This is a genomic window from Fluviirhizobium alvei, assembly GCF_030551875.1.
Lineage (GTDB): Bacteria > Pseudomonadota > Alphaproteobacteria > Rhizobiales > Rhizobiaceae > Rhizobium_E > Rhizobium_E alvei.
In genome coordinates, this window is record NZ_JAUOZU010000008.1 from 196040 (window position 1) to 208449 (window position 12410).

A 12410-nucleotide genomic window follows, 5' to 3' on the forward strand; every position below is an offset into this window, starting at 1 on the left:
TGGGCGACCACCGGTTTTCACTTTTCCGCAGTTGTTTCGTTTGCGAGGTGATCATGTCGCACGGCGTTTCTCCGCTCGCTCCCACATCCTATCCTGCCATGCCGGTCATTGACGGCGTTGCCATGGCGACTGCCGAAGCCGGCATCAAGTACAAGAACCGTACCGATGTGCTTTTGATGGTGTTCGACCGGCCGGCGAGCGTTGCCGGCGTTTTCACCCGCTCCAAATGCCCGTCGGCTCCGGTCGATTTCTGCCGCGCCAATCTCCCGCATGGCGTGGCTCGCGCCGTCGTCGTCAATTCCGGTAACGCGAACGCTTTCACCGGCCGCAAGGGTGTCGAGGCGACCACGAAGACGGCACGTGCTGCCGCTGCCACCATCGGCGCCAAGGAGAGCGAAGTGTTTCTCGCCTCCACCGGTGTGATCGGCGAGCCGCTCAATGCCGACAAGATCGAAGCGGTGATGGCGGATCTCGCCAGCCGCGTGACCGGCGATTTCTGGGTCGAGGCGGCCAAGGCCATCATGACCACCGACACCTATCCCAAGGTGGCGACCCGCACGGCCAAGATCGGCGCCGTGACCGTGACGATCAACGGCATTGCCAAGGGCGCGGGTATGATTGCCCCCGATATGGCGACGATGCTGTCTTTCGTCGTTACCGATGCCGATATCGCTCCGTCCGCCTTGCAGACGCTTCTGGCGCGCGGCGTTGGCCCGAGCTTCAATTCGGTCACGGTCGACAGTGATACGTCTACGTCGGATACTCTTCTCCTGTTCGCGACCGGTGCAGCAGCGGCGCGGGGACAGGCGCGGATCGAAAATGCGGATGCTGCCGATGTTGCGGCCTTCGCGCTCGCGCTCAATGATCTTCTCAAGGATCTTGCCAAGCAGGTCGCCCGCGATGGCGAAGGCGCCCGCAAGATGCTGGAAGTGACTGTCACGGGTGCCGACAGCGACGAAAGCGCCAAGCGGATCGCGTTGTCGATCGCCAATTCGCCGCTCGTCAAGACGGCTGTGGCCGGGGAGGATGCCAACTGGGGTCGCGTCGTGATGGCCGTCGGCAAGGCCGGCGAACCCGCGGATCGGGACCGGCTGGCGATCTGGTTCGGTGATGTGCGTGTTGCGGTCGAAGGCGCACGCGATCCGGATTACTCGGAAGAGGCGGCATCGACCGTTATGAAGAAGCAGGATATTCCGGTCCGTGTCGATCTCGGTCTCGGATCCGGATCGGCAACCGTCTGGACCTGCGACCTGACCAAGGAATATGTCGAGATCAATGGCGATTACCGCAGCTGATATGCCGGTTCCCTTCCTGCCGCTTGTTCGCAGGCTCGAAGCTGCCGGCTTCCGGGCCTGGCCGGCAGAAACCGTTGTTTATGATGGCAGCTGGCTCCTGCGGATGACCCAAGGCCATCCGTCGCGACGGCTCAACAGTCTTGTTCCGCTCGATCCGCATGATGCCCGGGATATGGGCGCACGGATCGACAATGCGATCGAGACCTTTCGCGCCAGGGGCATCCGGCCGACAGTCAAACAGTCGCCGCTTTGCCCGCCCGGCCTGCCCGATGTACTGAAGGACAAGGGGTTTGCGGAAGCGGACCGCACCTTGGTCCTGGTTCTCGATCTCGACAAGGTCGAGTTCGGGACGTCGATCGATCATCTGCCGATCCACGATGTCGAACGATTTGCGGAAGCCTGTGCGCGCATCGATGATGGTCGCGACGCAAATGCCGCAACGATCGCTTCCATTATCGGACGCATCCAGCCCACAGCGGGCCTTTTCCTTATGGAAGGGGAAAACGGTCCCAGCGCCGTCGGCATCTGTGTGCAGGACAATGATCTTGCCGGCTTGCAGCAGATTGTCGTTTCGAAAGAGATGCGACGCCGGGGGCTTGGGCGCGAAATCGTCTGTTCGTCGCTGCGCTGGGCGCGGGTGCGCAATGCCCGGCAGGCCTGGCTTCAGGTTCTCGCCAATAATGACGCGGCGCTGGCGCTCTATGAGACAATGGGTTTCAAACCAGCTTACGCCTACAGCTACTGGCGCCTGGAGGCATGATGTCCGAGCAGAAGAAACGAATGGTGCTGGTCTCTGCCTGCGCGCTCGTGGATGCCGACAATCGCATTCTGATCGCCCAGCGGCCGGAAGGAAAGTCACTGGCCGGATTGTGGGAATTTCCGGGCGGCAAGGTCGAAGAGGGCGAAACGCCGGAAGAAACGCTGGTGCGCGAGCTTGAGGAAGAGCTCGGCATCAAGACCCGCGTTCCCTGTCTGGCGCCGCTGACGTTTGCCAGCCACAGCTATGATGATTTCCATCTCCTGATGCCGCTTTTCATCTGCCGCCGTTATGAAGGCATTGCCCATGGCCGCGAGGGCCAGGCTATCAAATGGGTCCGCGCCAAGGATCTCCGCAACTATGCGATGCCACCGGCCGACGAGCCGCTTGTGCCATTTCTGGTCGATCTCCTGCCCTGAGGCCTGTGGAAAAACGTCCTGTTAAGATTTCGTTTAGGGTACTGTGGCAAGTATCAAAGCATAAACGAAAAATAAAAGATTAAGCAGGACTGCGAAAATGGACGATGAGTTCTGGAATCAGGCCGGCGAACCTGCCCCCACCTATTCGAAGCGCAACCGTATCGGGGCGCTCAACATGGCGTTGCTGTTCGGTACCGCCGCAATCGCGCTCACGCTGATCCTGACACCGGTTCTGGCGCCGGAAGATGACGGGCAGATGCAGGCGAGCACGATTGACTACGACAATATCACCACCGGCTCCATTCCGACTCCGGATGGCAAGGTGAAGCGCTATACGATCCGCCGCAGCATCCTGCAGGACAAGCCCGGCGAAGTCTGCATCATCAATCCGGACGGCAGCCGCAACGGCTGCTGATTGGAAAGCCGGTCATTCGACCGGCTTGTCGTCGATCGCTGCCTTCAGCGCATCGGCGAGCCGCATTTTCGCGGAGCCTGGTTTCAGGGGCTTCTGCTGGCTCTCATGCGGTGCCCACCCACAGACATAAATCACCGAGAATGTCGTTCTTATCTTGCCGTCTGGATCGCCGAACCGGTCCTGGTAGATGCGTGCGGCTTCCATGAAAAAGCGACGATCGAGCGGCCGGCGCGAGCGGTCGATCAGCATGTTGGTCATGCCGAAGGCGCGCAGGTCGCGCATCAGCGAGAACAACGATCCATAGCGGACGGTGTAGGTCTCGACATCCACGACCGGCAGCGCAAATCCCGCCCGCTGAAGAAGGCTCCCCACCGAGCGAATATCGGCAAATGGCATCACGCGCGGGCTCATGCCGCCATTCAAGGCGATGTCCGTTTCAATCAGCACTTCACCGAGTTCCTGCAAGGTTCCCGCTCCCGGAATGGCGGCAAGCAGAAGGCCATCGGGCTTGAGCGCCCGCCGGATTTGGATCAGGCAGCCCGGGAGATCGTTGACGAGATGCATGTAAAGCGGCGCGAGAACGATGTTTTTCGAGTGTGGTTCCAGCGGAACGTCCTCATAGCTCTCAACCGCAATGTCGGGAGCAAACCGGCCGGCAATCTCGACACGTTCGAGCGTACCGATGCGACCGGTCGCCAGACACTGGCGCCCGACGCTGCCATCGGCGCCAAACAGTTCGACACCCTGATCGAAATGGCGCTCCATAGCTGAAAGCCGGAGCGCCAGCTCTTCTGCCGCGAGATCAAGCAGGAAGCCGTTGGCAGGATCGAAGCCTGCTGCTGCACGCTTGCGACGGCTCGCGGCCAGTGCGATGTCGATCAGTGGTTCCATCGGTTACCTTTGCCCATCATCGTCACTTGGTTTCGCTCTGCCGTGCGCCAGCTTGTCCCTGACGGCGGAAGAGTGTCGCGAGAAGCTTTGTGCAGCCCTCGTCCAGCATGCGGAAGACCCGGTCGAAATCCTGCGCGTCACCGTAATAGGGATCGGGCACGTCGCGTGGCTCGGATCCGACAAAATCCATGAACAGGTGGAGGTCGGCAGACGAATCATGCGGCGTGCGGCGCACGAGGTCGCGCAGATTGGCGCGGTCCATCGCAAAGATCATGTCAAAATGGCTGAAATCGGCGGTCTTGACCTGCCGGGCCCGCAAGCCCGAAATATCGATGCCGTTATCTCTCGCCGCTGCCACCGAACGCGGGTCCGGACCTTCGCCCTGATGCCAGCCGCCGGTTCCGGCCGAATCGACGATCAAGCGATCACCGAAGCCGCCTTCCGCAGCGCGGTGGCGCAAAATACCTTCGGCAAGCGGCGATCGGCAAATGTTGCCGAGACAAACGAACAGAATTCGTGTTTGATCCATGAGCGATTGAGATCCGGCGGAGGAATCCATGGCAAGACAGAGGCTGAGCAGTAGCGAGATCGCCGAGATTGTTCAAGCTCTCCCGGACTGGTCCATCGATGCTGCGGGAACCGGGCTCTTGAGAACATACCGGTTCGAGAGCTTTGCATCAGCCATCGGTTTCATGACCGAATGTGCGATCTTTGCCGACAAGATCGATCATCATCCCGAATGGAAGAATGTCTACAAGACCGTCGAGGTGCGCCTGACCACGCATTCGGCGCATGGAATCACCGAACTTGACCGGGATCTTGCGAAATACATGGAAGAGGTGGCGCGGCGGCATTGAATCTGCGGACGCCGATACCATATCGAAATCGGTATTGTTGGGAACGACAGATGGACGACGTCAAGATTGGTGAGATCCTGCTTCCGGGCGAGGACTTCGACCGTGAAAAAAGCGCCCGAAAGGTGCAGTCACGCTTCTGGCCGGTTTTCCGCAAGGCTTTCCGGCAGATCCCGTTCTCGCGCGATGTGGTGGCCTGCTACTACTGCGCTTTCGATCCGGCAACGCCCACCCGCGTCAAGGCCATTCTTCTGGCCGCGCTTGCCTATTTCGTACTTCCCTTCGATGCTGTTCCGGACATTCTGGCGCTCGTCGGTTTTTCTGACGATATTGCCGTGCTCGCCGCTGCGATCGGTACCGTGCGAGCGCATCTGAAAGCCGAGCATTACGACAAGGCCGATACGGCGCTGGCTGAACAAGATTCGTAAGCTTCGGGCTTATCTAACATTCGAGACGCCGCGACGGGTCGTGTGCCAAATTCTCGCCTGAATCGTCATGGATGAACGGCGCTGCCTCTGCGTTCACTCTGTTCTGAAGCGAGACTATTCCTGCAAAAGCGTGGATATGTTGACGATTTGGTAACCGCAATTAAGGCAGAATGAACGGAACAATGCGGCCGCCTCCCAACGCGCTGGCCAGACCGAGACCGGAAGGAAAACATGTTCAAGACAAAACTGACCGCCGCCCTCCTGGCCGTCATGGCTGTTGCTACATCCGCCCAGGCACAGTCTCCGACGCGGATCGAACAGTTCAAGGCTTGGGGCTCCTATTTCTACCAGGGCGCCAATGGAAAGGTCTGCTATGTGCTGTCCGTTCCGGTGAAGAAGCTGCCGGAAAAGGTCGATCACGGTGACATCTTCTTCCTAGTGTCCCAGCGTCCCGGCCAGAACATTTCCTATGAGCCGCAGGCCATGATGAGCTACGAGTTGCAGGCAAACTCCAAGGTCACGATCAAGATCGACGAGCGTGCCTTTTCGATGTTCGTCAAGGGCAAGTCTGCCTGGCTGGAGAATGCGGCCGAAGAACCGGCTCTCGTCGCATCGATGAAGTCCGGCAAGCAGATGGTCGTCTCAGCCACCTCCAAGCGTGGCACCGGTACGTCTTACGAATATAGCCTGTCGGGCATTTCGGCTGCGCTGAAAAAGATCGAAGGCTGCAAGTAACCGTAAGAACCGCAAACCGAGCGTTCGTGGTGACTTTGGCTCCTGATGATGATATGGGAGCCCAACAACAGTAGAGATCGCAAGCCGGGCGGTTCATCCGTCCGGATTTTTGCGTTTTGAAGGATAGGGCCATGACGGCAACAGAAGCCATCGCCATTGAGACGAGACCGACGCCGCCGAACCTGGCGTTCGAGAACCGGCCTTCCCTGATCGGGTTGAGCCGGGAGGACATGGCCAAGGTGCTCGTGGAAAAGGGCGTGCCCGAGCGGCAGGCCAAGATGCGCGTGCAGCAGATCTGGCACTGGCTCTATGTGCGCGGCATTTCCGATTTCGACGACATGCTCAACGTCTCGAAGGATCTCAGGGCGCTGCTCAAGGCGCATTTCACGATCGCCCGACCGGAAGTGGTCGAGGAGCAGATCTCCAATGACGGAACCCGCAAGTGGTTGCTCCGCTTTCCGCCGCGCGGTGCCGGCCGGCCGGTCGAGGTCGAAACGGTCTATATTCCCGAAGAAGGTCGCGGCACGCTGTGCATTTCCTCGCAGGTCGGCTGTTCGCTCACTTGCGATTTCTGCCATACCGGCACGCAGCGCCTGGTGCGCAACCTGACTGCGGAGGAAATTCTCTCGCAGCTGCTGCTGGCCCGCGACCGTCTGGGCGACTTCCCGGACAAGGAGACGCCGCAGGGTGCCATCGTTCCGCTCGATGGTCGCAAGGTCTCCAACATCGTCATGATGGGCATGGGCGAGCCGCTCTACAATTTCGACAACGTGAAGGCCGCCCTTCTGATTGCAACTGACGGCGACGGCCTGTCGCTGTCGCGCCGTCGTGTGACCTTGTCGACATCCGGTGTGGTTCCGGAAATCTATCGGACGGGTTCGGAAATCGGCGTCATGCTGGCAATTTCGCTGCATGCGGTGCGCGACGATCTGCGCGACGAACTGGTGCCGATCAACAAGAAGTACCCGCTCAAGGAACTGATGGAAGCCTGCAAGGCCTATCCAGGCCTGTCGAATGCACGCCGGATCACCTTCGAATATGTGATGCTGAAAGGCGTCAACGACTCGCTTGCCGATGCCCGCGATCTCGTGAAGCTTCTCAAGGGCGTGCCTGCCAAGATCAATCTCATTCCGTTCAATCCCTGGCCGGGCTCGAAATACGAATGTTCGGATTGGGAGACGATCGAAGCCTTCTCCGATTTCATCAATCAGGCCGGTTATGCCTCTCCGATCCGCACACCGCGCGGCCGTGACATTCTTGCTGCCTGCGGTCAGCTGAAATCGGAATCCGAACGCATGCGCAAGACCGAACGACTTGCTTTCGAAGCCATGATGATCGCCAATCACGGCGAAGATTGATCGGCTCGCTAGCGCCCGAAATTTGGCCGCAATTTCGGGCAAACTGTTCTTATGGTTGTATCTCGGCGCGCGATCCTGATCGGAGCCCTTGCCCTGGCGGGCGGTGGCGTCTCCATTTCGAAACTGGCAAAGCCGGTTTCGGCCGCGACGCTTGCGGCGGAACCCTGGGCGCAAAAGCTGGTGGATGCCGCCAAGAGCCAGATCGGTGTGACAATCCAATATGATCCGGCCTACACGCGCATCGCTTTTCCCGGCGGCGACGTGCCGCGGATCAAAGGCGTCTGTACCGATGTGATCATCCGCGCCTATCGCGATGGTCTCGGCATCGATCTGCAGGCGCTCGTTCATGCCGATATGCGGCGCGCTTTCAAATCCTATCCGAGCAATTGGGGTCTTGCAGCGCCAGACCCTAACATCGATCATCGACTTGTTCCTAACCTGAGGACTTTCCTTGCCCGGCAGGGTGCGGAAGTGAAGCCCGGAACTCCGGGACCGGACTATCGCCCAGGCGATATCGTCACCCAGTCGCTACCCGGCAACAAGACCCATATCGTTCTGGTTTCGGATCAGATGAATGCCGAGGAAACCGGCCCGCTCGCCATCCACAATATCGGCTGGGGCGCTCGGCTCGAAGATGTGTTGCCAGCCTTTCCGATCACGGGGCATTATCGGTTCGCCGGCTAATGAAACTTTGTCGCGCCTGAACCTGCCTGATTTTCTGTTTCCCCTCCGCAAAGCCTGCTAGATTTGTGGAAAGAGTGAGGAGACAGTCCAATGGGTAGCGACAATAACCAGACCGTACTGCATTTCCACGGCGCCTCCGGCACTGTGACAGGCTCGAACTTTCTGCTGGAGAGCGGCGGTTTTCGTATCCTGATCGATTGCGGAATGTTTCAGGGTTCGAAAACGGAAAAGGAGCTGAATTACCGCCAGTTCCCCTATGATGTGACCGAACTCGATGCGGTCATCCTCACCCACGCCCATATCGATCATTCGGGACTCATCCCCAAGCTCGCGAAAGCCGGCTATGCGGGACCGATCTATGCGACCCCGGCAACGATCGATCTCTGCTCGGTGATGCTGCCGGATTCCGGCCATATCCAGGAAATGGAAGTCGAACAGCTCAACCGTCGCAATCGTCGTCGTGGTCGCGATGTGGTGGAGCCGATCTATACGGCCGATGATGCTGTTGAGGCATTGACTCTCTTCCGCCCGGCGGAACTGAAAAGCTGGACACGGATCTCGGACAGTCTCCGTTTCCGGTTCTGGAATGCCGGGCACCTTCTCGGTTCGGCATCGGTCGAGATCGAGTTGGGAGAAGGCGAAAACCGCAAGCGGTTCCTGTTCTCTGGCGATATCGGGCCGGAACATAAACTGCTTCAGCTCGATCCCGAAGCCCCCGCCGATATCGACTATCTGATCTGCGAGAGCACCTATGGCGATACCGATCGCATCGATGCCAGCGAAGACAGCCGCCGCCGCGCATTGAAGGCCGTCATCTCCGAAGCCTTCAAACCGAACGGCGCGCTTCTCATTCCGTCTTTTGCGGTCGAACGCACGCAGGAACTGCTTGCCGATCTCGTCTGGCTGATGGAGCGGCATGAAATTCCCGAATGCCCGATCGTCATCGATTCACCCCTGGCGACCAAGGCTAGCCGCATCTTCTTCAACCATGCCGGCGAGCTTGAGGATGGCGGTCTGCTCAAGCGCGCCATGAATTCCCGCAATGTCCGTTTCACGGAATCTGTCGAACAGTCGAAGGCGATCGATTTCATGAAGGGCTTCCACATCGTCATTGCCGCCAGCGGCATGTGCGAGGCAGGTCGTATCCGGCATCGACTCAAAAACTGGCTGTGGCGTGAGGAGGGGACGGTGCTCCTGGTCGGCTACCAGGCGCAGGGCACGCTTGGCCGTATCCTCGAGCAGGGTGCGGAAACCGTCCGCATCCAGGGCGATGAAATCACGGTCCGCGCCCGCATCCGTACGCTCGAACTCTATAGTGGTCATGCCGATGGGCCCGAACTGGCCCAATGGGTCAGGCAACGGATGCCGGTCAGGAAGGGTGTCTTTCTCGTCCATGGCGAACAGGAGGCACTTGTGGCCATGCGCGCCCGCGTTGCCGAGATCCTGCCGGCCGATCACATCTTCATTCCCCGTATCGATTCGGCTTTTGAACTGACCGACACCGGCGCCCGGGACATTTCCGAACTCGCGCCACCGCCGCGCCTCGATCCCGGACAGCCCGGTCATCGCGATTGGCATAACGATTACCAGAACCTGCTTCTCGATCTGCAGGAACAGCTGAAAAGAGCCGCTGACGACAAGGCGAAGGCGGCAGTCATCCGCAAGATCCGCAAGGCCTTGATGGAGTGACCAGCGCAGGCAACCGTACGGGGGTTGGGCGAAAAGGGCAGGCGAAATTGCCGCAGCCTGCGTGGTTCAATCGATCGGAGCATTGCTTTCGACGGTGCGCCTGCCTATGACATCCGTAAAGAATTCAAAGCAATAATCGTCAGGAGGAAATTGACATGCGCGCTTTGCTCATCGCTCTCGCCGCTGCGACAGCACTGATCATGCCGGCCAAGGCAGAGGAAGTCACCGTTGCGGTGACGGCAATCGTCGAACATCCGGCGCTCGATGCCGCCCGTGACGGTGTCAAGGCAGCCCTTGCCGAAGCCGGGTACAAGGAAGGCGAAAACCTGAAGTTCGTCTATGAATCGGCCCAGGGCAACCCCGGTACCGCCGCGCAGATCGCTCGCCAGTTCATCGGCGAGGCTCCGAGCGTCATCGTTCCGATTTCCACGCCGTCGGCCCAGGCCGTCGTTGCCGCCACCCGTGACATTCCGGTCGTCTTCACCGCAGTGTCCGATCCGGTCGGCGCACAGCTCGTCAAGAGCATGGAAGAACCGGGCGGCAATGTCACCGGTCTGTCGGACATGTCGCCGGTCGTCGGCCATGTCGCGCTGATCAAGGAAATCACCCCGAACGCAAAGTCGGTGGGCTTTGTCTACAATTCCGCCGAAGCAAATTCGGTTGCGACCCTGCTTGCCTTCAAGGCGGCAGCAGAAAAGGCCGGCCTGACGGTGGTCGAATCGGTAGCGACCAAATCGGCTGAAGTGCAGGGAGCAACGCGCTCGCTCGTCGGTCGTGCCGATGTCATCTATATCCCGACCGACAACACGATCGTTTCGGCGCTCGAAGCTGCCGTCGGCGTTGCCGAAGAGGCAAAGATCCCGCTTTATGCCGGCGATACGGATTCAGTGAAGCGTGGCGCGGTTGCCGCCCTCGGCTTCAACTATTTCGATATCGGCAAGCAGACCGGTGCCGTCGTGGTGCGGGTTCTCAAGGGCGAAGCTCCGGGTTCGATCCCGGTTCGCGTTGCCGAAGGCACCGATCTCGTGATCAACAAGAAGGCTGCTGCCAAGATGGGCGTGACCTTCCCGGAAGCCGTGCTGAAGCGCGCCACCAGCACCATCGAATAAACGGAATGGCCCGGTTCTAAACTCCGGGGCAGACCCTTGCCGCATCTCTCAACGGGATGCGGCAAAGACCTATAGGACATTCTGACGTGAGCCAAATCGCTTTCTGGGGCGCTGTCGAACTGGGGCTGGTTTTCGCCTTTGTCGCCATCGGCGTCTATCTCGCATTCCGGGTTCTCGATTTTCCCGATCTGACGGTCGATGGATCGTTCCCGCTCGGCGCCGCTGTGGCCGCCGTCATGATCATCGCCGGGCTCAATCCCTGGCTTGCGACTGCGATCGCCATGGTCGCGGGTTCGGTGGCCGGGCTGGTGACGGCAACGCTGAATGTGAAATTCAAGATCCTCAACCTTCTGGCCTCGATCCTGACGATGATTGCGCTTTTCTCGGTCAATCTCCGCGTCATGGGCAAGCCGAATGTGGCCCTTCTCAATCAGGAAACCATGCTGACGCCTTTCTATGGCCAGGGCATTCCCGATTATCTGACGCGGCCGCTGTTCATCGGCATTCTCGCCGTTATCGTTGTGCTGGTGATCTGGCGTTTTCTGGAAAGCGATGCCGGGCTTGCGATGCGGGCCACAGGCACCAATGCGCGGATGGCGCGGGCGCAAGGAATCGAAACCGGCTTCCAGATCTATCTAGGCATTGCGCTTTCCAATGCGCTGGTGGCGCTCGGCGGCGCTCTCTTTGCCCAAACCAATGGCTTTGCCGATGTGACGGCCGGCGTCGGAACGATCGTGGTCGGCCTTGCCGCGGTGATCGTCGGCGAAACGCTGTTTGGAAATCGCGGCCTGCTCGTCGCGCTCATCGGCTGTGTGGTGGGCTCGATCCTCTACCGTATCGCGATCCAGGTGGCGCTTTCGACCGACATTCTCGGTCTCGAAGCCTCCGATCTCAATCTCGTGACCGCGGTTCTGGTGGCGATCGCCCTCATTCTGCCGCGCCTGCGTCGGGGAGGTGCCTGATGATTTCCGTCGAAAAATGCAAGGTCGTCTTCGGCCGCGGCACACCGCTCGAAAAGACGGCTCTCAATGGTGTCGGCCTGACCATCGACACCGGCTCCTTCGTGACTGTGATCGGTTCGAACGGTGCGGGAAAATCGACGCTTCTCAGCGTGCTAGCCGGCGATATCCTGCCGAGCGAAGGCAAGGTGACGATCGGTGGTCAGGATGTGACCCGCAAGCCGACCGCTCGCCGCGCCGGTCTCGTGGCGCGCGTTTTCCAGGATCCGCTCGCCGGCAGCTGCGGCCCGCTGTCGATTGAGGAAAACCTCGCGCTTGCTTATATGCGAGGAAAGCGGCGCGGGCTAGGTCCGTCGCTCGGCGGCAAACGGCGCGATTATTTCCGTGACAGGATTGCAGCCCTCAAGCTCGGGCTCGAAAACCGCATGGCGGACCGGATGGATCTGTTGTCGGGCGGCCAGCGTCAGGCCGTGTCGCTGGTCATGGCAACGCTTTCCGGATCCGAGGTGCTGTTGCTGGACGAGCATACGGCAGCGCTTGATCCCGGCATGGCCGAGTTCATCATGGAACTCACGCAGTCGATCGTTGCCGAACGCAAGATGACGACCATGATGGTGACCCATTCGATGCGGCAGGCGCTGGATTTCGGCAGCCGAACGATCATGCTGCATGGTGGCGAGATCGTCCTTGATGTTGCCGGCGACAGTCGCAAGGACATGCAGGTGGAAGACCTGATTGCCATGTTCCGCAAGATTCGCGGCCAGACGCTCGATGATGACGCGCTTCTGATCGGATGATTTGAAAAATGGCTCCGTCG

The 12410-nt window shown here is 59.8% G+C and carries 15 protein-coding genes; 13 read left to right on the forward strand and 2 right to left on the reverse strand.

What is annotated here, in order from left to right; translation table 11 throughout:
• Nucleotides 1–53 precede the first annotated feature (53 nt).
• The 4 genes from argJ to Q4481_RS12865 all read left to right on the forward strand — a co-directional run bounded on the left by argJ (nucleotide 54) and on the right by Q4481_RS12865 (nucleotide 2886).
• The gene (gene argJ / locus Q4481_RS12850) at nucleotides 54–1295 is read left to right on the forward strand and encodes a bifunctional glutamate N-acetyltransferase/amino-acid acetyltransferase ArgJ (RefSeq protein ID WP_304376774.1); all 1242 of its coding nucleotides are present in this window, start codon (nucleotides 54–56) and stop codon (nucleotides 1293–1295) included.
• Nucleotides 1276–2055 (forward strand): GNAT family N-acetyltransferase, encoded by a 780-nt coding sequence (locus Q4481_RS12855; RefSeq protein ID WP_304376775.1) that lies wholly within the window; start codon nucleotides 1276–1278, stop codon nucleotides 2053–2055. Before argJ ends, Q4481_RS12855 begins: the two co-directional genes overlap by 20 nt.
• Complete coding sequence (gene mutT, locus Q4481_RS12860) at nucleotides 2055–2471, forward strand: 8-oxo-dGTP diphosphatase MutT (RefSeq protein WP_304376776.1); 417 nt, start codon at nucleotides 2055–2057, stop codon at nucleotides 2469–2471. Before Q4481_RS12855 ends, mutT begins: the two co-directional genes overlap by 1 nt.
• Nucleotides 2472–2568: 97 nt before the next feature.
• A complete protein-coding gene (locus Q4481_RS12865; RefSeq protein WP_304376777.1) occupies nucleotides 2569–2886 on the forward strand; it encodes a hypothetical protein in 318 nt (105 codons plus the stop codon).
• A gap of 12 nt (nucleotides 2887–2898) precedes the next feature.
• Here Q4481_RS12865 and Q4481_RS12870 read toward each other — a convergent pair whose 3' ends face one another.
• Both Q4481_RS12870 and Q4481_RS12875 read right to left on the reverse strand, forming a co-directional pair.
• Entirely contained in the window at nucleotides 2899–3777 is an 879-nt protein-coding gene (locus Q4481_RS12870; RefSeq protein WP_304376778.1) for a methyltransferase domain-containing protein, read from the reverse strand.
• Between the two features lie 22 nt (nucleotides 3778–3799).
• Nucleotides 3800–4306: a low molecular weight protein-tyrosine-phosphatase gene (locus Q4481_RS12875; RefSeq protein ID WP_304376779.1), complete on the reverse strand. Its 507-nt coding sequence runs from the start codon at nucleotides 4304–4306 to the stop codon at nucleotides 3800–3802.
• A 28-nt stretch (nucleotides 4307–4334) separates the two neighbouring features.
• Here Q4481_RS12875 and Q4481_RS12880 point away from each other — a divergent pair, with 28 nt between their 5' ends.
• The 9 genes from Q4481_RS12880 (at nucleotide 4335) to Q4481_RS12920 (ending at nucleotide 12390) form a co-directional block, all read left to right on the forward strand.
• Nucleotides 4335–4634: a 4a-hydroxytetrahydrobiopterin dehydratase gene (locus Q4481_RS12880; protein WP_304376780.1), complete on the forward strand. Its 300-nt coding sequence runs from the start codon at nucleotides 4335–4337 to the stop codon at nucleotides 4632–4634.
• Nucleotides 4635–4684: 50 nt separating this feature from the next.
• Nucleotides 4685–5059, forward strand: a complete 375-nt coding sequence (locus Q4481_RS12885) for a YkvA family protein (RefSeq protein ID WP_304376781.1) — start codon at nucleotides 4685–4687, stop codon at nucleotides 5057–5059.
• Between the two features lie 231 nt (nucleotides 5060–5290).
• Entirely contained in the window at nucleotides 5291–5794 is a 504-nt protein-coding gene (locus Q4481_RS12890; protein WP_304376782.1) for an invasion associated locus B family protein, read from the forward strand.
• Nucleotides 5795–5925: 131 nt separating this feature from the next.
• On the forward strand, nucleotides 5926–7152 hold the full coding sequence (rlmN, locus tag Q4481_RS12895) for a dual-specificity RNA methyltransferase RlmN (protein ID WP_304376783.1): 1227 nt from the start codon (nucleotides 5926–5928) through the stop codon (nucleotides 7150–7152).
• 51 nt (nucleotides 7153–7203) lie between these two features.
• Nucleotides 7204–7836: a DUF1287 domain-containing protein gene (locus tag Q4481_RS12900; protein WP_304376784.1), complete on the forward strand. Its 633-nt coding sequence runs from the start codon at nucleotides 7204–7206 to the stop codon at nucleotides 7834–7836.
• Between the two features lie 90 nt (nucleotides 7837–7926).
• Complete coding sequence (locus Q4481_RS12905; RefSeq protein WP_304376785.1) at nucleotides 7927–9525, forward strand: MBL fold metallo-hydrolase; 1599 nt, start codon at nucleotides 7927–7929, stop codon at nucleotides 9523–9525.
• Nucleotides 9526–9680: 155 nt separating this feature from the next.
• A complete protein-coding gene (locus Q4481_RS12910; RefSeq protein WP_304376786.1) occupies nucleotides 9681–10634 on the forward strand; it encodes an ABC transporter substrate-binding protein in 954 nt (317 codons plus the stop codon).
• Between the two features lie 86 nt (nucleotides 10635–10720).
• On the forward strand, nucleotides 10721–11596 hold the full coding sequence (locus tag Q4481_RS12915) for an ABC transporter permease (protein ID WP_304376787.1): 876 nt from the start codon (nucleotides 10721–10723) through the stop codon (nucleotides 11594–11596).
• The gene (locus Q4481_RS12920; protein WP_304376788.1) at nucleotides 11596–12390 is read left to right on the forward strand and encodes an ABC transporter ATP-binding protein; all 795 of its coding nucleotides are present in this window, start codon (nucleotides 11596–11598) and stop codon (nucleotides 12388–12390) included. Before Q4481_RS12915 ends, Q4481_RS12920 begins: the two co-directional genes overlap by 1 nt.
• The last annotated feature ends 20 nt before the right edge of the window (nucleotides 12391–12410 follow it).

Coding starts and splice junctions, on each gene's coding strand:
- Q4481_RS12875 (WP_304376779.1), bottom strand. CDS start 4,306: ATGGATCAAACACGAATTCTGTTCGTTTGTCTCGGCAACATTTGCCGA.
- Q4481_RS12870 (WP_304376778.1), bottom strand. CDS start 3,777: ATGGAACCACTGATCGACATCGCACTGGCCGCGAGCCGTCGCAAGCGT.
- mutT (WP_304376776.1), top strand. CDS start 2,055: ATGTCCGAGCAGAAGAAACGAATGGTGCTGGTCTCTGCCTGCGCGCTC.
- rlmN (WP_304376783.1), top strand. CDS start 5,926: ATGACGGCAACAGAAGCCATCGCCATTGAGACGAGACCGACGCCGCCG.
- Q4481_RS12855 (WP_304376775.1), top strand. CDS start 1,276: ATGGCGATTACCGCAGCTGATATGCCGGTTCCCTTCCTGCCGCTTGTT.
- Q4481_RS12890 (WP_304376782.1), top strand. CDS start 5,291: ATGTTCAAGACAAAACTGACCGCCGCCCTCCTGGCCGTCATGGCTGTT.
- Q4481_RS12900 (WP_304376784.1), top strand. CDS start 7,204: ATGGTTGTATCTCGGCGCGCGATCCTGATCGGAGCCCTTGCCCTGGCG.
- Q4481_RS12905 (WP_304376785.1), top strand. CDS start 7,927: ATGGGTAGCGACAATAACCAGACCGTACTGCATTTCCACGGCGCCTCC.
- Q4481_RS12880 (WP_304376780.1), top strand. CDS start 4,335: ATGGCAAGACAGAGGCTGAGCAGTAGCGAGATCGCCGAGATTGTTCAA.
- Q4481_RS12885 (WP_304376781.1), top strand. CDS start 4,685: ATGGACGACGTCAAGATTGGTGAGATCCTGCTTCCGGGCGAGGACTTC.
- Q4481_RS12920 (WP_304376788.1), top strand. CDS start 11,596: ATGATTTCCGTCGAAAAATGCAAGGTCGTCTTCGGCCGCGGCACACCG.
- Q4481_RS12865 (WP_304376777.1), top strand. CDS start 2,569: ATGGACGATGAGTTCTGGAATCAGGCCGGCGAACCTGCCCCCACCTAT.
- Q4481_RS12910 (WP_304376786.1), top strand. CDS start 9,681: ATGCGCGCTTTGCTCATCGCTCTCGCCGCTGCGACAGCACTGATCATG.
- argJ (WP_304376774.1), top strand. CDS start 54: ATGTCGCACGGCGTTTCTCCGCTCGCTCCCACATCCTATCCTGCCATG.